Annotated in this window: 14 protein-coding genes; 6 read left to right on the top strand and 8 right to left on the bottom strand. The window is 25.7% G+C overall.

The window, feature by feature from the left end; all coding sequences use genetic code 11:
• Positions 1-21: 21 nt before the first annotated feature.
• Positions 22-393 (bottom strand): carboxymuconolactone decarboxylase family protein, encoded by a 372-nt coding sequence (locus ACNI3D_RS06180; protein WP_419768636.1) that lies wholly within the window; start codon positions 391-393, stop codon positions 22-24.
• A 321-nt stretch (positions 394-714) separates the two neighbouring features.
• Here ACNI3D_RS06180 and ACNI3D_RS06175 point away from each other — a divergent pair, with 321 nt between their 5' ends.
• From ACNI3D_RS06175 to ACNI3D_RS06155, 5 genes are read left to right on the top strand one after another with little or no spacing between them, the layout of a single operon-like run.
• Positions 715-2,703, top strand: coding sequence for a tetratricopeptide repeat protein (locus ACNI3D_RS06175; RefSeq protein WP_419768635.1), 1,989 nt, complete (start codon positions 715-717; stop codon positions 2,701-2,703).
• Entirely contained in the window at positions 2,696-4,654 is a 1,959-nt protein-coding gene (locus ACNI3D_RS06170) for an SEL1-like repeat protein (RefSeq protein ID WP_419768634.1), read from the top strand. The genes ACNI3D_RS06175 and ACNI3D_RS06170 overlap by 8 nt, the downstream gene beginning before the upstream one ends.
• A 3-nt stretch (positions 4,655-4,657) precedes the next feature.
• Positions 4,658-6,376: a tetratricopeptide repeat protein gene (locus ACNI3D_RS06165; RefSeq protein ID WP_419768633.1), complete on the top strand. Its 1,719-nt coding sequence runs from the start codon at positions 4,658-4,660 to the stop codon at positions 6,374-6,376.
• The gene (locus ACNI3D_RS06160) at positions 6,376-8,316 is read left to right on the top strand and encodes a tetratricopeptide repeat protein (RefSeq protein ID WP_419768632.1); all 1,941 of its coding nucleotides are present in this window, start codon (positions 6,376-6,378) and stop codon (positions 8,314-8,316) included. Before ACNI3D_RS06165 ends, ACNI3D_RS06160 begins: the two co-directional genes overlap by 1 nt.
• A 1-nt stretch (position 8,317) precedes the next feature.
• Entirely contained in the window at positions 8,318-10,036 is a 1,719-nt protein-coding gene (locus tag ACNI3D_RS06155) for a DUF4153 domain-containing protein (protein ID WP_129101205.1), read from the top strand.
• Positions 10,037-10,044: 8 nt separating this feature from the next.
• Here the strand turns inward: ACNI3D_RS06155 and ACNI3D_RS06150 are convergent, their stop codons facing one another.
• The 7 genes from ACNI3D_RS06150 to ACNI3D_RS06120 form a co-directional block, all read right to left on the bottom strand.
• Positions 10,045-12,618, bottom strand: coding sequence for a tetratricopeptide repeat protein (locus ACNI3D_RS06150; protein WP_419768631.1), 2,574 nt, complete (start codon positions 12,616-12,618; stop codon positions 10,045-10,047).
• 15 nt (positions 12,619-12,633) lie between these two features.
• Positions 12,634-13,563 carry a hypothetical protein gene (locus tag ACNI3D_RS06145; protein WP_419768630.1) on the bottom strand — a complete coding sequence of 310 codons (930 nt, stop codon included), beginning with the start codon at positions 13,561-13,563 and terminating at the stop codon, positions 12,634-12,636.
• Positions 13,564-13,649: 86 nt separating this feature from the next.
• Positions 13,650-14,099 carry a carboxymuconolactone decarboxylase family protein gene (locus tag ACNI3D_RS06140; RefSeq protein WP_419768629.1) on the bottom strand — a complete coding sequence of 150 codons (450 nt, stop codon included), beginning with the start codon at positions 14,097-14,099 and terminating at the stop codon, positions 13,650-13,652.
• A 96-nt stretch (positions 14,100-14,195) separates the two neighbouring features.
• A complete protein-coding gene (locus ACNI3D_RS06135) occupies positions 14,196-15,020 on the bottom strand; it encodes a hypothetical protein (RefSeq protein WP_419768628.1) in 825 nt (274 codons plus the stop codon).
• Positions 15,021-15,070: 50 nt separating this feature from the next.
• On the bottom strand, positions 15,071-15,757 hold the full coding sequence (locus ACNI3D_RS06130) for a response regulator transcription factor (RefSeq protein WP_129101200.1): 687 nt from the start codon (positions 15,755-15,757) through the stop codon (positions 15,071-15,073).
• 2 nt (positions 15,758-15,759) lie between these two features.
• Positions 15,760-16,884, bottom strand: a complete 1,125-nt coding sequence (locus ACNI3D_RS06125) for a sensor histidine kinase (protein WP_419768627.1) — start codon at positions 16,882-16,884, stop codon at positions 15,760-15,762.
• A 48-nt stretch (positions 16,885-16,932) separates the two neighbouring features.
• Positions 16,933-18,369 (bottom strand): alanine/glycine:cation symporter family protein, encoded by a 1,437-nt coding sequence (locus tag ACNI3D_RS06120; protein ID WP_129101198.1) that lies wholly within the window; start codon positions 18,367-18,369, stop codon positions 16,933-16,935.
• Between the two features lie 119 nt (positions 18,370-18,488).
• Here ACNI3D_RS06120 and ACNI3D_RS06115 point away from each other — a divergent pair, with 119 nt between their 5' ends.
• The gene (locus ACNI3D_RS06115; RefSeq protein ID WP_419768626.1) at positions 18,489-19,403 is read left to right on the top strand and encodes an AEC family transporter; all 915 of its coding nucleotides are present in this window, start codon (positions 18,489-18,491) and stop codon (positions 19,401-19,403) included.
• The last annotated feature ends 9 nt before the right edge of the window (positions 19,404-19,412 follow it).

Below are 19,412 nucleotides of genomic sequence, written 5' to 3'. Positions count from 1 at the left end.
ATATTTACTCTTATTTTAATATCAATTTTCATTAAATACCTCTTTTGCAGCAAACAGGGCATTTAAAGCACAAGGAAAACCTCCGTAAACTACCATTTGCATAATCACTTCTATAATCTCTTCTTTAGTACAACCCACATTTAGTCCTGCATGAATATGCACTTTTAACTGTGCTGATGCATTTCCCATAACTGTAAGTGCTGCAATAGTTGCAATTTCTCTTGACTTTAAATCTAATTTTTCTCTTGTGTAAATATCTCCAAAAGGAAACTCAATAAGCAAATCTGCAAACTCTGGGGCAATATCTTTCAATGACTCAATTACCTTTTCCCCTGCACTGCCATCTACTTCTTTTAACTTCTCCCAACCTCTTTTATATCTATCTGATTTCATAATAATCCTTTATTTTATTTATGAAGATTATAAGTCAATCCAAGAAGTAAAAGTATAAGAAAAAGGACTTATTTTATAAGTTTTGTTCCCTATAAAGTAATGGGGTAATTTTATGATACTTCTTAAACTATATAATAAAGAAAGAAACACTTGAATAACCACAAGAGTAGAAAAAATAATTTTTTTTAATTAAAAAATAAAAGTAAAATCATTATTATAAAGTGCGAATTTAACTATTCTTTATCCAAAAAAGTCGTTCAAAATATTTTTCTAAGAACAATTATAATAATATCAGCAGATTTATATTAACAAAGGAAAACAATGAAATTATTATTATTTTCAATTACTATTATTTTACTTACTTTAACTGGGTGTTCAAATAAATTACCCTTGGCTAAAACACAATTAAGTATAAAATCAAACAAAAAAGAACTAATATCACAAGCAAATAAGGGTGATATTAAAGCAATGATTGAATTAAATAAGAAATTTGTTTTCCCAGAAACAAAAGAGGGATTTGACTATTATAATAAATGGTACCCACTTGTCTTACAAAGTAAAAATTCAAGCGATATTATGGCTTTTGCAGAAGTTTTTTATGAATACAAAGATATGTTTATAAGTGGAAAAGAAAAGTATGTAGCCCTTTTAGAAGCAGCAGCAAATGAAAAGTTCAAGAAGCCTTTATTTAAACTTTTACAAATATATCTATATGATTATGACCATAAAAAGATAAAAGATACCCAATCAAAAATTTTATTAAATGCTTCAAAAGAAGATTTGACAAAGATTTATGATTTGTATTTAAATATGAATAAAGAAAAAGATGTAAAAAAAATAGAGACTATAATAGTACAAAAAGGTTATTCAATACCTGTTACTAAAAAATTCTTGAGATTTAAAAATTTCCGTAACTTAAAAAAAGAGGAAGTAAGTAAAATACTTAATGATATCTTAGCATCTAATGAATATGAAAAAATTGTTACAACAGCTAATATTTTGAAAATTAGAAGAGAGTATGAAAAATCAAAACTATTTTTCAAAAAAGCAATTTCTCTTAAAAATGATGATGCAGATACATATTTAGAATATGCAAATTTATATGACAAAATGGCTTCTCAACATAGAGTTTTAAGTGGAAAAGATGAGAAGTATAAAGATTATCAAGAAGAGATAATTTCAAATCTAAAAGAAGCAATTAAATATGGACAAAGTGAAGCATATGGCAAATTATTAAAAGTATATTCAAAAGAAAAATATTTTAAAAATGATTATGAACTTTTGATTGAGAAGTTAAGTAAAACAACTCAAGGAAATAGAATATTGGCAAACTCATCAAGTGGAAGTTTTTTTACTCCTGATGATAAAATCGAAAACTACTATACAAAAGCTGCGATGAATGGAGATGAAGAGTCAATAGTTCATTTAGCTACAAGAGTTCCTTATACCTATCAACCAGACCTCAAAAGAGATGAAGATACAAAAAAATGGCAAGAGTATATTTTAAATAGTAATAACCCAGCTTTACAAAAAAGATTTAAAAAAGTTCTATTTTCTTATAAATACAAAGATAGTAAATCATTTGATAAAGTAAAAGATGCTATTACAAATATTGATTTAAAAAATGACAATATTTTTACTCTTAGAAGATTATATAGAGATTTGAAAAACTCTAATCCAATAAAAGCGATTGAGTACTTACAAAAAGCCGTGAATTTTGGTGATGTAAGTAGTACTTATGAGCTTATAAAAGTATATCGACAAAAAAATACAAAAAAAGACATTCTTTTTGCTATAAAAACCTTAGAAGAATTAGCAATAAAAGGAGATAGAACTGCTGCAATTAAAACAGCTTTACATTATGATTTAACTTCAAAAGATAAAACAAAAGCAGTAAAATATTATGAAATAGCCTCTTCTTTAGGAGATAGAAGTTCTACGGAAACATTAGCTCGTATTTTTATGTGTGAAAGTTGTAAAAGTACTAAGGAACTAATTGATTATAAAAAAGCTAAATTCTATGCCCAAAAATTAGTAGATGAAGGTATAGTTAAATATAACTTTAATCTAGGTTGGCTTTATACTACAGGAAATGGAGTGAAAAAAGATGTGAAAAAAGCTATTTATTACTTCACCCAATCATATAATTTAGCAAATGAAGAAACAGCTGCTTATAATATAGGTCTTATCTATAAAGATGGAGATGGTGAAGTAAAAAAAGACCTAACACTTGCGAAATATTGGTTAAAAAAAGCAAATACAAAAGAAGCAAATAAAGTGCTTCAAGAGATGAAGGAAAATAATGAATAAAATAAAAGTTATAAGTTTATTCTTAATAGTATTATTATTCGCAAGTTGTGCAAATAATAATCTTGAAACTAACTCTACAATCATACCAACAACGCAAAAGAATACTCTTATATCAAAGGCAAATAAGGGTGATATAAAAGCTATGATAGAGTTAAATAGAGTCTATTTATTTCCTGAGACTAAAGAAGGCTTAGAGTTATACAATAAATGGTACCCTCTTGTTTTAAAAAACAATAATGCTGAAGATATTATGGAGTTTTATCCTATCTTTACTAAATATGAAAAGATGTTTATAAACGCAGATGAAAAATATGAAAAAATATTAGAAGCTGCTGTAGATTTAGGAAGTCAAAAAGCTTTATACAAATTGTCTTCTCATCTTATTCGAAACAAGCAATATGACAAACTCAAAAAAATATCAGAAAAAATCATAAAAGAAAAGAATCAAGATAAACTCATAACACTTCATAATATATATCTATTTACTCGTCAAAAAGATGAAGCGAAGAAGATAGAAAAAGTAATCACAAAGACTAATAAAGAGTATTTTAATTCATTATCACTAAATGATAAGCTTTTTTATACACATCTTATATATTTACATCCAAGAGAAAAAGGTCTTGAATACAATGAGATAATAAAAGATACAATAAATTCAAATAATCCAAAACTTATATCAGGTATGGCAAATGTACTATTTGATGATGCAAGATGGTACAGAGCAAAAGCATACCTTGAAAAAGCTGTAAAACTAAATGATAAAGATTCCCTTGCACATTTTAACTTAGCAAATGAGTATAAAATAATTGATACCTCAAAACATAAATACAAAGAACAAATCATATTTCATCTTACAAAAGCTGCTTTGTTAGATAATTATAAAGCAACAGAACAACTATTGGAAATCTTTGTAAAAGAAAAAAATACTCAAGCATATTTTGATTTAAAACAAAAAATTCTAAAGCTAAATGAATCAAAAAGAGCATTGGCAGACTTTTACTATAAACAAAATCGAATCACTGAAGGTGATACACTTTTAAATGAACTAGCACAAAAAAATAATAGCCAAGCTATTATAAGTTTAGCACGAAGTTATAAAAGTAAAGAGTTTAATCCTGAAAAAGATGCCCTCATCGATAAGTGGAAAAACTTTGTTTTAAATAGTGATCAAGTCTATTTAAAAGAGATGTTAAAACCATATCTTGTTTATAGAGAAGATATTGAGTTTAAAAACAAAATCATTCAAAAACAAATTGAAAACAATAATATCACTGTACTCAAAGAGTTAGCCAAAAATACAAAATTTAGCACTAATATCGAAAAAGATGAGGCAATACCTTATTTACAAAAAGCTGCTTCATTTGGCGATGTTGAAAGTAAATATCTTCTTGCGAATAAGTATAACTACTACGATAAGAAAGAATCTAAAAAAAGAATAGCAATATACAATGAACTCATAAAACAAGGCGATATAAAAGCTTATAAAGAGTTGGGAACTGCATATAGTTATGCACCATCAGGTAATACAAAAGAAGATGTAAATAAATCTTTATACTACTATAAAAAAGCATATGAAAATGGTGATAAAAGTGCTTTAGAAGATATTATTGTTTATTACATTTGTCCTGATTGTCCTACTTATAATCAAGAACAAGGCGAAATTTATATCAATAAAGCAATAGAAGATAAAAATGCAAACTTACTTTATAGATTAGGCGGAACTTATAAAATTGGGAAAATCGTAAAAAGAGACAAAAAAAAGGCGATAAAATACTATAAAAAAGCTTCTGAATTAGGAAGTTCAGGAGCATATTCTGCTCTTGAAGATATCTATCAAAATGAAAAAGAAGGTAAGAATTGGTATAAAAAAGTTGTACCAAAAAAAGTACAGACATATGAAGACTTACTCAATGAAAGTAGTAAAAAAAACACTAAAAAGAATGGAAAATAAGAAATGAAAATAATTTTATTTATATTAATTAATCTATTTATATTTACAACTTATACAAATGCTTCAGAAATATCAAGTAAAGAAGCACTTATCAAAAAAGCAAATAAGGGAAATATCCAAGCTATGATTAAGCTTAATAAAATATATTTATTCCCTCAAACAAAAGAGGGTTTTGAGTTTTATAAAAAGTGGTATAACCTTGTATTAAAAAATAAGAGTTCAAAAGATCTACTGAGCTTTGCAAAAGTATATAATGAATACAAAAGTATGTTTATAAATGGTGAGTTAAAATATATAGACCTTTTAGAAGCAGCTGATAAACTTGGCAATAAAAATGCGGCAATTATTTTTGTTAATCAATATAAAAATGATATGGACTTTAGCCGTGTAGTTGACAATTATGAAAAACCAAAGAAGTTCTATGAAAGAATAGTTAAAAAAGTAAACCCAAAAGATATAGTTATCAAAAAATCAAATGAATATAGCACTATGGATATAAAAAATTTAAAAAAGGCTGCTTTAAAAGATAAGTATCTTGCCACAAGATATCTTTTAAAAAAATATCTAAAAGATAAAAAATATCTAGATGACTATTTAGCTTTTGAGAAAAAAGCATTAAAACTAAATGAATCAAAAAGAGCACTAGCAGATTTTTTTTATGAGTATATAAATAAAACAAAAGGAATTCAACTTTTAGAAGAGTTAGCAAAAAAAGGTAATGCTGATGCAATAGCAACTCTAGCAACGAAACCAAGAAATGGATTTAGATACGATATTAAAAGAGATTCAAAGGAAAAACTTACTGATTCAGAAGAAAGAATTTTGGGAATTCTAAGTGTTGCAGCAAAAGGAGTATATGAAGATCCAAATATAAAAATAGTCGCAAAGCCAATACCAAAAAATACTAACTATTTACTTGATGATTCAAAAGGAGCTCTAAAATGGCAAGAATTTATTATAAATGATAATAAACCTTATTTGATATCTAAACTAAGAACTACAATCTCAAACAATATAATTACCTATGATATATATAAAGATTTAAGAGAAAAACTAGAAGAAAAAGAGATAAAAGAACAAAATATCTACACACTAAGAGAATTATCTAATTATTATAAAAGAAAAAATAAAAAACTATCAGAAAAATATCTAGAAACAGCTTCTAAATTAGGAGATGAAAAAAGTAGTAATGATTTGGCAAATTTTTATATATTTGATAAAAGAGATAAAGTAAAATCTAATGAAATACTTGAAAAACTGGCAAGTGAAGGAAAGATTTCAGCAATAAATGATTTGGCTTATTCTTTTTACAAATCAAAAGATATAAAAAAAGCTATAGAATATTATGAAATAGCAGCTAATGCAGGATCTTCAAGAGCAATAGATAAACTAAGAATAATATATCATGAGCAAAAGAACTACAAAGAAGCAATGAAATATACTCAAAGATGCACTCTTTTTGATAATCCTAGTTGTTATTTCTATGTAGGTTATTACCATCACTTAGGTTTGGATACAAAACAAAATCTAAGCCAAGCCATAAAATACTATAAAAAAGCATATAGTATAAATAAAAATGATTATGCAGCTAATAATATTGGTCAAATATACTTAGCAGGTGGAGCTGGTGTGAAAAAGAATTTAGAATTAGCAAAACAATGGCTTAGAAAATCAAATATTAACAAGGCAAAAAATACACTAAAAAAACTAGGGGCTAAATAATGAGAATACTATTTTTTATACTTATTAATATATTTATAATAACAACATATGCTAATGCTTCAGAAGTACAAAGTAAACAAACACTCATAAAAAAAGCAAATAAAAAAGATGTACAAGCAATGATTGAGTTAAATAAAATCTACTTATTTCCTCAAACAAAAGAGGGAGTTGATTTGTATACAAAGTGGTATGATTTAGTATTAAAAAGTAAGAACTCTAATGATATTATCGCTTTTGCAAATATTTATGGTAAATACCAAGATATGTTTATTGATGGTACGAAAAAATATATAGTACTTTTAAATAAAGCCATTAAACTTGGAAACAAAGAAGCTGTATATATGTTGATTGATACATATGTAACAACTGAGCAAGTACTTGAAGAAGTAACAAATAACAAAGAGATAAAGAAAATTTTTGATGATACTATTAAAAGTGCGAAAGAACAAAGGCTAATTGGTTTATATACTAAGTATTTATTAGATACTAAAACTACATCATACGAAAGACTTATAAGGGCAAGATTATCAAGTAAGCTTATAAAACAACTAAATTTTAAAGCACCTGATCTTGATAAGATTTTAGAACTAGATGCTTTATATAATACATATGATATGAAAAAAGCCAAAGAAAAAGCAGATGAGATATATGCTTTAGATGATTATAATTTACTTGTAGTAACTGCTGATTTTTTTTATGAAAAATATAAAGCTGATGAAGGTAAAAAGTTTTATGAAAAAGCTTTAAAAATAGATACTACAGATGTAACAAAACTTGATGATACAAAAGCTATCTCATATTATTATAATAAAGCTAAGATTTATGAAACAATTCAACCATATAAAACAACACAAAATGAAGACCTAATCGTTGAGTTTTTACAAAAAGCTGCTTTATTAGATAGTTATGATGCCACAAAAGAGCTTTTAGAGATTTATCTAAAAAATGTAAAATATAAAGATGCATATCTTGCTTTAGAAAAAAAACTTTTAAACCTCAACGAATCAAAAAGAGCTTTGGCTGATTATTTATTTAACAATAGAGATAAAGAAAAAGCAATGAAAATATTAAATGAGTTAGCAAAAAAAGGCAATGAAAATGCCATGATAGAACTAGTAATAAAACCTTTTAAAAAGAAATCTACTAGTCCCTTTTCATCTGGAGATACATATGGCTATTATGACCCTGATGTGGCAGTAGTAAATAGAAAATGGCAAAAAATTATCTTAAATAGTAACAAACCATATCTTATATCTAAACTAAGAAATGCCATTGGTAAATCTCCTATTTTATATAAAGAGTATACAAAACTAAGAGAAGAAATAGAAACAAAAGAGATAAAAGAAAAAAATATCTTAACTCTTAGAGATTTGTATGAACAAAATAAAATCAATGATAATAAACTTGCTAGAAATTATCTAAATCAAGCCATCAAACTAGGTGATGTAAAAAGTGGTCTTATTTTAGCACAAGCAGATAAAATTGAAAAAAACAAAAAACCAGGTGGTAAAGAGTATTTCATAGCAAAAATGTATGAATCAGGAATGTTTGGTAAAATAGACAATAGAAAAGCTATGTATTATTATAAAGCATCAGCAAAATTGGGTTATCCACTAGCCTATATGACACTTGGAATATACTATCGTCAAACATTAGATCACGCTATAGCAATAGACTATTTTAAAAAATGTGTTGCCTTAGGAGAAGGGGTTTGTTATGTTTATATGGCTAAATATTATGAAGAAGGTTATATACAAATACTAAAAAAAGATATGAATAAAGCTTTAGAGTACTATAAAAAATCATATGAACTAGATAAAAACAAAGATGTAGCTAAATACATAGCAAAAATATATGAAATAGGAAAAGGTTCAATAACAAGCAATTCAGAACTTGCAAAACAGTGGTATGAAAAAGCAAATATAGAAAAGGCAAAATAAGTTGGCATTGGTACATAAGTTAAAAAATCAGTTCTCTAAGGATATATTTTCAAAGTTCCCCTCAATATTTATATTTATGGGAACTACTCTATTCTTAGGAATTTACGGTAATCATAAAGGAACTACTTTAACATCTGAATTTTATTATTCATTATTTATGATGATTATTTCAGTTTCTATACATCTATTTTTTTATAAAAAAAGATTATCTATATTATATAAAACTATTGTATGGGTATTGTCTTTTTTAGCTGTATTTTTGTGTGTATTTGTATATACTCAATCAGAATTTATATTTTTCCTTAGCACTCTTTTACTTTTAAGTTTTGCACCTTTTTTATTTAGAAATTCTTCCAATGAAGATATTTTATTATTCAACCTAGTATTACTTTCAACTATTAGTTTTGCCCTACTTAGCTCACTCATATTATTTGCTGGAATTGAATCAATAATTTTCACACTAATATATCTATTTAACATGCATTTTAATAAACTTTATCACTATGATATAGCAATAACAATTTTCACTGTTTTATTTCCACTTCTTGCCCTATCTAATATATTAAAAGATGACTTTTTAAATACTATAAATTTTAAATATGATAATGCATTTTTGCTACTTATTAAAAATATCTTATCACCAATAATTTTGATTTATGCTTCTATTCTTTATATTTATTTTGCAAAGATTATATTTTTACAAGAGTTACCTAAAGGTGAATTATCTACCATTATATGTCTTTTTTTGACTATTGGTATTTTATTAAAAAGTTTACTTGTAGGATTAAACAATCACAATAAAATAAGTAACTTTTTAAACAAATATTTCATCTATTTGATGATAGTTCCTATAGTTTTTTTAAATATAGCAATTTATACAAGAGTAGAACAATACGGATTTACAGTATTGAGATATTTATTAATCATGTGTAGTATTTGGTTTACATATTTATTTTTATATGAACTTATTAAAAAAAGTTTTAGTATAAAAAATGCTCTTATTTCACTTTTTTTATTAAGCCTAGTAACATCAATTAGTCCATTTAATGCTAAAGATATATCAATAAATTCTCAGCTTAATCGACTTAAAACTATATTGATCAAAAATAATATGTATATAAATAATAAAGTAATAGCTACTAAAGAAGAGCTTCCCACATCCCAAAAAATTGCAATCAGTGAAACAATCAAGTATCTTGTAAATAAAGATATAAGTAAAAATGCTCTTAGTAAACTATTTGATAAAAATATATCATCTAAAGAAGAAGCTTTGAAATATATCAATGTGCAATATACAAACAAATATACTTTATTACAACCGAAATATTTAAAAAATATTTCTCTTAATAACATTGCTATAAGAACTACAGGTTATGATTATGTGGCTGATTTAGTATTTAATTCCCTTAAGAAATCTATGCAATTTGGAGCAAAGTCTTTGAATTATTCTATGCAAAATTCCATATTGACAATCAACATAGAAAAGCAAATTTTTAAATTTGATTTAAAAGCTATTGTAAAAGAACTACGCAAAGATAAAGTAGAATATTTAGATAAGACAAACTATCAAAAAGCTATTTTTGATATGGAAAATGAAAATATAAAAATAAGACTTTTTATAAAAAGTTTATTTATTGTAGAAAAAGATTCTCTCTATGATTTAAGAATAAATGCTGGTAAAGGTATTCTTCTTTTTAAAATAAAAAAGAAGAATAAGTAGATTTAAAATTAATCTTTTATATCTACTCTATCTTTTACTTTTTTAGGTATTTTCTTCTCTTTTCCCTCTTTTATCATAAGTTCAATATACTTTTTATAAGCACTTTTAGCTTTGTCTTTTTTCCAGTGTGACCAATATGCATCACCAAGATTATAATAAGCCACAACTCTATTTGGATATTTTTCTAATATCTTTTCTAACAATAATACAGAGTACTCTTCTCTATGTAGTTTTTCTAAATAATATGCGATATTGTTATAGCTTTCAACTGTTTTATTTGTGATTGGTTCTTGAACCATCAACTTCCAAAAAAAGATTGTATTATACTTATTTGCAATACGAGTCTTTTTTTGTTTATACATAGTACTTAATTCTTTTTCAAGATCTGTTAGTGAAATCCCAAGAGCATCTTTGTCATATACTTTTTTTAAAGTGCTTTGATAATTTCTTAAATTAGAACACTCTTTAATAAGCTCTTGATAATAAGAAGTATCATCAAAATCATTTTTTAATTTATCAAAATATTTTCCATATCCACTTACCATATATCTTTGAATATTTTTAAAATCATATCCAAACGAATACCAATTGTCAGTTCTATAACTTATTTCTTGATTGTATTCACTTTTTGTGGCATTTTTAATATCATACAAGGTAAGTTCATTTTTTGCTAACATATATGTTACTTTTGCTTTAAACTCTTTATTTGTAGAGTTTTCAAGTGCTCTGTAAAGATATTTGTTTGACAGGTTTATTTTTCTTAACTCCAACTCTTTTTCTTTAAATGAGTATGAACTTCTATAAACTGTTGTAAGAGAGTTTGAATTCCCCCAATAACTTAAGTTATACAAGGCAGTTGCATACAAATAATTACTCATAGCATCATTTGGATTTTTCTTTAAATTCTCTTTGATTTTTATTATTTTTTCCAAAGTCTCTTTCAAAGTAATTTGTGTAGGAGATACTCTTCTATTATTCCCAGCTATTAAGTTATTAAAAATATTAAATCTCAACTTATAATTTAACTTATCAGGGTACTCTTTAAGTAATTTTTCAAATTCTAAGTTATTCATCAAAATACTAAAATAGGCTTTTTGTAAAGATTTATCAAAATCTTTATACTTAAAGATAATCTTTTCTAGCATATATTTTTCTAAGCCAGATTTATCTTTTTTATTTTTTAGAGCTTCTATTTTTTGATACTTTTCTAAATTTATACTATTGATATTTAGGTATCTGTAGTTTGAAGCAATAAAGTATTTAAACTCATCACCTTTTTCTTTATACAAATCTTTAACTTTGTAAAATGTATATTTAAATATTGAGTCCTTATTACACTTTTGAGTCATCAGTTTATCAAGTCTAGTTGCAATATTATTTTCAATATCTGTATTAATAGTTTTTAAGCCGTTTAAATAAATGATATAGCCTAAAGCATTTAATTCGTGAATATCATCACCTTTTACTTCTTTGTATGCTTTTTCTAAGTAATCTTTTGAAGAAGAGATATCTCCTTTATAAAAAGAGAAATATGCCAAAGCTAAATCAACTGTGTACATATTATCTTTTGATACAGTTTGTAAATAATTTACCAAAGGAGTATATTTATCTATATTTTTAGGTTTAACTTCATAATATGAATCTTGTGGATAAATATTAAAAAAGTCTTGTGATTTTAAAACTTCTCTAAATAATAATAGGTCATAATTTTTTGAATTAACATCAATTTTTGCGATATTTTTAAGCTCTTCTACAATATTTGCATTTGCATCTAAAGCTCTTAGAGTAAGAAATTTGATTTTTTCATCTTTATCTTTTGCCATAGAGACTAAATCATTCCAATCCTTGTCTGTTTTAATTCCGTTAAAATTATAAAATGCCAAATACCAATTTGACTTAGACTTATCAAATAACTTAGTGAATTCATAAACACCTTTTACATTTTCACCATTTTTTATCAAAATCCCAGCATATAAACCCTGAATCCAATCTTTTACAATAGAATCACTTCCTTGCAATAAATTTTTATTTGCAGTATAAATTGAATATGCATTATCTTTATTATAATAGTGTGCAAGTCTTAATGCTAAAAAGAAGTATCTTTGTTTTAAATATTTTGATTTTGTACTTTGTATATTTGATATAGCTTTATTTATTAGTAAATCAACATCTGATTCTTTTAATTTTCTGCCCTTATATCCATACTTTAAATAATAGTTTCTCCATGAAGTTACAAAAGGTGCTTGTAAATTTACAAAATCTATATAATCTATTATCTGTTTATTTTTTATTGATGAAAGATTTTTTCCATCATATAAAAACTCTTCAATTTGTTTGAGGGAGTATTGTTTTCCAAACTCTTTTTGCCACTCTTTTAGATTCTCTTTTTTTGCCTCTTTATCTGAGTTCATAACTATATTATTATATGTAGAAGAGAAGTTTAAATTATCTTGTATATTGGAAAAAGCATAATCTCTTTTGTGCAAAAACTTAAACTCATAATCCTCTGGCCAAAAGCCACCTCCACAGGCAAACAAAAAGTGGTGCAAAAACACCCATAAAAATATTATTCTAAAAAACACTATAAATATTCCTTCTTACTTTAATTTATTTAAATCATATTTGTCTTTATATTTTATTGTATAAAATATCACCTCATAAAAAGGATTTTTTGCAAGCTCAAAAAAATCATCCATCGCTACTTTTAAGTCTTCAAAATTTGAATCTTCGAACCTTAAAATATCCCCTTTATAGATGTATCTACCTTTAAAATAAAAGCTTTTATTTACTTCATAAAAGTTTTTCTTTATGAGAGTAAAATTTTGTGCAAAATCCTTTTTTTCTAAGCCCTCAAATATATCTATTGCTTTTTTATTTCTAAATTGTACACCTTGAGAGTACAAAGGCAAGGCAAGTTTTAATTTTAAGGGATAAATGTCAAAATTATAATGATATTGTCTTGCAACATCATTATCTAAAATTGAGTTTTTGGTATTAAAATTTGCGATATCAGACATATTATAATACATCAAAACTCCATAATCAACTGGTGGGATTCCAGTTTTTTTTGCATATTTTATTTGATGTAATCGTATAGTAACACTAAGTTTTTTATTGCTTTTTAGTTTTATTTCTCTTAAAAAATCAAAATATTTTGCCTTTGTTGAAAGAGACCAATCACAATCAATTTGTATTTCATCATAAGCATAAGGTATATCTTTTAAGTTATTTAAAACCTTTTTTACCATCAAACTTAAAGGCTCCTGCCCCATAGCTTTATTTGTGATATATATAACAGGCACAAAACCTTTTGTTGGTTTAGTTATAAATTTTGTTTTTATTATTTCTAGTTTATTTGAATAGTTTATATCTAAAACTTTTATATAAAGTTTCTCTTGGTTATTTTGTAAATTATAGCTATTTTCCCAATGGTAAAAAGAGAAACTAATCTCTTTTTTAAAATTATAAAAAATAGCAATAAATAATAATAAAATAAATGGAAAAAGTAATGCTTTTTTGTAGTTCAATTTTTCTCTTTGTGTAAAATAATTTTTAGAATCATAACATCATTTTACTTTTTTTTGAGAATCAAACTCAACAAAACTTTTAACTATTATTTAACTTCATATCGACTTGCTATTGCTATTCTATTTAATGTATTCATTGTGATTGCTGACCATTCAACAGCTGCAATTTCATCTTCGTTTAAAACCTCTTTTACATCTTCATAAACTTCATTGGGAACTTGTCCTTGTGTGATATTACTTATAGCTTCAACTAAAGACAAACTAGCTCTTTCTTTTTCGTTGAAATATTGCGTTTCTCTCCATGCAGGTATGACACTTATTCTTTCTATACTCTCACCACAATCAAGTGCATCTTTAGTATGCATTCTAAGACAATAAGCACAACCATTTATTTGAGAAACTCTTAACAATAAAAGATGAAAAAAGCTCTCTTCTATATTTGCTTTTTTTATAAGTAATTTAACTTCATTATTTAATTCAATTACTTTGTTAAATATAGTTGGATTTGATTTTTTTAAATTTATTCTATTTGTCATAATATTCCTTTTATCTTAAATATAAAAGAATACTATCATTAAATTGTCCTTTTTAAAAGATACAGATTTTAATATTTTACAAGGACAGTTTAAAGCTTATTTCCCCAGATTAAAAATTCCTCTTACAAAATGATAAAGAATAAAAAGGAAAATAATAGGTAGAAGAATAGTTTGAAAAACAAAAGCGATAATTAAAGCTACTATATAATCACTTGACTTATCCACAGCTTTTTTATACTCTTCTATTTTTTTATCATAATAACTTGAGTCAAATTTTTCTGTGATTTTAGTAAAAAAAGAACTATCTTCTTTGTTTTCTATTGTATTTTTGGTCACTTCATTTACATCTTCTTTGACTTTTACAATATCTTGATTTAACTCTTGGATATTATATTCTTGTTTTACAAAATTGTTATAAACAAAATCATTGGCTAAACCTATCAAAGGAACTGCAAAACGAAGGAAAATAAGTATCACTGTGATTTTAAAAAATAGTGTTCTAAATCTATCATCTTTGGTAAATCTATAAAACATCCAAAAATTTAAAATAATCACAGAAAAAAGCAAAATATAATTATAAATATCAGCAGTTACAAAATTCATCATGATTTTTTGAATACCAAGGGAAACCATACTTGCAAGCATCACTAAAGAGAATTGTTCGATTAAGTCATTTATAGGATCTAAAACTTCCCCAATAGCAACTGTAAAAAAAGGCAAATCAAGCTCAGTACCTTGGGCTAGTGAAATAACAGCATTTAGAGCTTTTGCACTACCAAAGACTATTACAGATTGGTTAAAACTTTTATCAACTAGTTCCTTTCCTTTAATATCTAATATATATGAAAAGGCAAAAAATATTATTGCAATGGAAAAGCACAAAATTAAGATTTTATTCCAATGTGTTTTAAAAAACTGCATACTCTATCTTTCTTGAAATTTTTAATATTATATCAAAAAATTTAATATTTTCAATTTTCTAAAATATATCCTGCTTGTGAAATATTTTTAATAATATTTGTTGGCATTTTATTTCTAAGCTCTTTTATAAAAGACTTCAAAGCATGACTTGTCATAATTTTATCTTGCCATAACTCTATCTCGATTTGTTCGTATGTTGTTATTGAATTTTTATTTTTATATAAAAGATTTAAAAAATCATTTTCTCTTTTTCGTAAAGGAATTATTGTAGAATCATCAAAAATCAACTCTCTTTTTGATAAGTCAAGTTTTAAATTCTCACTTAGTGATATTTGCTCTGAAAAGTTTCTTTCTATGTACTTATTCAAAGCTTCATTTAATTTTTTTGAATTTAAAGGTTTTAAAATAAAATGGTCAATATTTAAATTTATCAAATTCATAAGATACTCTTCATTAGAATAAGCAGTAAGCATAATAATAGAAGTTGATATGTCATTTTGTCGTACTTTTTTTACAAAATCAAGACCATTCATTTTTGGCATTTCTATATCACTTAAAATTATTTTAGGTCTGTATTCTTCATACATTTCTAAAGCTTCTAAACCATTTCTAGCTTCATACACTTCTTTAAAATAATACTTCAAAGTACTTACAAGAAACTCTCTAATTCCATCTTCATCTTCAACACATAAAATACTTATATCTTTTAATTTTTCTTTTAATAATTCATTATCCATATCTATCCTAACACTATTACTTTAAAAACAGCACCTTCTTCATCATTTTGCACACTAAGTTCACCACCCATGTTTTTTTCAATAATCAATTTTGAAATATATAAACCAAGTCCTGTTCCTTTAGAAGAATCTTTTGTACTATAATAAGGGTCAAAAATCAAATCAAGATTTTCTTCACCAATTCCACCTGCATTATCTTTTATAGTTACTATGCTTTGCATACCTCTTGAGGTAATAGTAAGATTAATCTTTGGGTCTTTTATTTGTTTTTCTACTAATATATCTTTTGCATTGCTAATTAGATTTAAAATAACTTGCGAATATTCTGTTGGATAACCAAATATTTTTTTATCTTTTTTTATATCAAATATTAAATCTATTGATAAATTATGTAATGTTGCATCTACTAAATTTATAGCTTTTTTACAAGCATCACTTATATTAAAATACTCTTTTTTCTTATCTGGTTTATAAAAATTTCTAAAATCATCTATAGTATTTGACATAAATTCAATCATATCATTACTTCTATCTATAGAATTTAAAATATGTTTTTCATCGACTTTCTTAAATCTTGTTGCAGTTTCTAACTCCATCAAAACACCTGACAATTCACTTAAAGGTTGCCTCCATTGGTGAGCTATCATAGAAATCATTGAACCAACTTTTGCCATTTTTGATTGTTCTAAGATTGCTTTATCTTTTCTTTTTCCTTCTTCTATTCCAAAAGCTACTTTTGAAGATAAGGTTTCATTTAGATTTTTTAATTTATTTTGTTCATTTTTTACTTTACTCATGTATTTGTTGACAATATCTTTTACAATAGAAGTCATAAGGAAAGTAAATAAAGCCATAAAACACAAAACACATAAAGTCACAACTTTTATAAAATATAAAAAATCTGATTTATTCTTTTCATAAACTACTTTTTTGTCTTGTACAACTTCTTGTATTACTTTGGTACTAAAATATTTTTTGGGATATGTTTGAATTAGAATTTTCACATCATCTTGAAAATTTTTTTCTGAGACTTTCATATAGTATGAACTAATAAAAAATGCGCAAAAAATGATACATAAAAAAGGTATCATTATTATAAAAAATGGAATTCCATCTTTATTAAACACTTGTTTTCCTTGAAAAGAAAAGTGTGAGAATTAACTCACACTTTTTATTTATGATTTTTTATCGTTAATATTATCAACAATCTCTTTCCAAATAGCTTTATCGATTTTAAATTCATTGTAATCATTATATCTAAGAACAGGAACTTTCCCTTCTTTTACTTGTCTTTCATAACCTTTGATTAATTGTAAAACAGGTTTATATAATAATGCAATTACAGTCATATTGATAACTGCTAATAATCCCATTGATAAATCAGCAAATGAGAAAATTGAACCTAAATCTTGAAATGAACCCCAAATAATTAAAGTTATACAAATAACTTTAAATATATTAAAGGCAGTTTTATTTCCTTTACTAAAGAAGTTTAAACTATTTTCAGCTAAATAATAGTTATAAATCATTGAAGAAAATCCAAATAAGAATAAGGCGATTGTAACAAAGTAACCACCTAATGGTCCTACTTGTTCGATTAAGGCATTTTGAGTTAATAAAACACCTTGAACACCTTCTTCACCTGGAGTGTAAACACCTGATAAAAGAATAATAAATGCTGTACAAGAACATAAAATAATTGTATCAATAAATACAGAAAATGATTGTACAATCCCTTGTTGAACTGGATGTCCAACATAAGCAACTGCAGCAACATTTGGAGCAGAACCTAGACCAGCTTCATTTGAAAACATTCCTCTTTTTGCACCTTGTAAAATAACAGCACCAATACCACCACCAATTGCAGAACTTGGATTAAATGCTTCTGTTATAATCATATTAATTAAACCTGGGATTTCACCTATATTTAAAACAATAACAACAAGAGCAATAAGTAAATAACTTCCTGCCATAACAGGAACTATTACTTCTGACATTCTAGCAATTCTTTTTACTCCACCAAAAATTGTAAGTCCAAAAACAATTGTTAAAACAATTCCTGAAATCCAAGTAGGAATATCAAATGTTGCTTCAAATGAAGTTGAGATAATAAATGATTGAGTTGCATTAAATGCAAAACCAAATGTAATCATAAGTAAAATAGAAATGATAACACCTAACCATCTTTGACCTAATGCTTTAGTTGCATAATAAGCAGGTCCACCTCTATATACTCCAGAATCTATACCATCTTTTTCTTTATAAAGTTGTGCCAATGAACACTCAAAGAAACTTGTTGCCATTCCAACAAGTCCAATAACCCACATCCAAAATACAGAACCAGCTCCACCAAGTGTGATAGCAACTGCAACTCCAGCGATGTTTCCACCACCAACACGACCAGCAACACTTAACATTAAAGCTTGAAATGAACTAATATGTCCTTCTTTATCATGAGCTGTTTCTCTTAAAATGTGAAACATCTTAAAGAAGTATCTAAATTGTACAAATCTAGAACTTACTGTGAAAAAGATACCAAGAATAGGTAGTACGTAAATTAAAATCGATCCCCAAATAAGGTCATTTAGGAATGTATTTATTTCTGCTAACATTATGTTCTCCTTTTGCAAAAAAAAATTTTATCATCTTGGGGAGGCTTTAAAGTGGGTTTCTTAATAATTTATGGTTAATATGATAATATTCTATGCAATATTAAATAGAAAGAATTTTTATGATACATATATTTTCAGCACTCATTCCTGTATTTAGTCTTATTCTAATAGGATATTTTTTTAAAAGAATAAAATTCCCTTCTCATGAGTTTTGGCCACAAGCTGATAAACTAACTTATTATGTATTGATGCCTTCACTTTTAATTTATAAACTTTCAAGTGCTTCTTTAGACTCAGATAATAGTTTAGGATTTGTGGGCTCTGCTCTTTTAGCAATATTTTTGACAATGGTTATACTTATTATTGTAAATAAAATCAAACCAACATCTCCTAGTGCTTTTACTTCTATTATACAAGGTTCAATTAGATTTAATACTTATGTTTTTTTAGCTTTAGCTGGCTCAATTTTTGGAAATGAAGGCTTAATACTATCAGCAATCATACTTACCTTTGCAATTCCATTTATAAATATTTTGTGTATAACAATATTTGCACTTTATGTTTCAAATGATAAATTAGATTTTATTTATTTGTTAAAATCTATTTTCAAAAATCCTCTAATAGTAGCTTGTATTATTGGTGGAGGTATAAATTTTCTAGGGATTCATCTGCCACTTGTTTTAAATAATACTTTAGAGATACTTAGTCATGCCGCACTTCCAATGGGACTTTTATCTGTAGGATTTGGACTTGTAATAAAAGAGATTAAATCTTCAAAAAGTGAATTGATCATTGCAATAATAGGGAAACACCTAATTTTCCCAATTTTAATTTTTATTTTTGGTAAAATATTTGGAATAGATGGAATGATGCTTTCAATATTAGTTTTATTTGGTGTTTTACCAACTGCACCTTCATCTTTTATTTTAGCTAGACAACTAGGTGGGGATATAGGATTGATGTCGTCAATCATTACAGTTCAAACGCTTATATCAATGGTATGTATACTTTTTGTTTTACATTATTTTGTTTAAAAAGGAAAA

Source organism: Arcobacter siniprincipis (SeqCode) (genome assembly GCF_048571125.1).
GTDB classification, from domain to species: Bacteria; Campylobacterota; Campylobacteria; order Campylobacterales; family Arcobacteraceae; genus Arcobacter; species Arcobacter siniprincipis.
The sequence above is the reverse complement of the archived record's forward strand: the minus strand, read 5'-3'. Positions and strand labels throughout refer to the sequence as shown.

Excerpts from the sequence above, each read along its gene's own strand:
- ACNI3D_RS06180 (WP_419768636.1), bottom strand. The coding sequence starts at position 393 with ATGAAATCAGATAGATATAAAAGAGGTTGGGAGAAGTTAAAAGAAGTA.
- ACNI3D_RS06135 (WP_419768628.1), bottom strand. The coding sequence starts at position 15,020 with ATGCAGTTTTTTAAAACACATTGGAATAAAATCTTAATTTTGTGCTTT.
- ACNI3D_RS06130 (WP_129101200.1), bottom strand. The coding sequence starts at position 15,757 with ATGGATAATGAATTATTAAAAGAAAAATTAAAAGATATAAGTATTTTA.
- ACNI3D_RS06175 (WP_419768635.1), top strand. The coding sequence starts at position 715 with ATGAAATTATTATTATTTTCAATTACTATTATTTTACTTACTTTAACT.
- ACNI3D_RS06165 (WP_419768633.1), top strand. The coding sequence starts at position 4,658 with ATGAAAATAATTTTATTTATATTAATTAATCTATTTATATTTACAACT.
- ACNI3D_RS06160 (WP_419768632.1), top strand. The coding sequence starts at position 6,376 with ATGAGAATACTATTTTTTATACTTATTAATATATTTATAATAACAACA.
- ACNI3D_RS06170 (WP_419768634.1), top strand. The coding sequence starts at position 2,696 with ATGAATAAAATAAAAGTTATAAGTTTATTCTTAATAGTATTATTATTC.
- ACNI3D_RS06140 (WP_419768629.1), bottom strand. The coding sequence starts at position 14,099 with ATGACAAATAGAATAAATTTAAAAAAATCAAATCCAACTATATTTAAC.
- ACNI3D_RS06120 (WP_129101198.1), bottom strand. The coding sequence starts at position 18,369 with ATGTTAGCAGAAATAAATACATTCCTAAATGACCTTATTTGGGGATCG.
- ACNI3D_RS06115 (WP_419768626.1), top strand. The coding sequence starts at position 18,489 with ATGATACATATATTTTCAGCACTCATTCCTGTATTTAGTCTTATTCTA.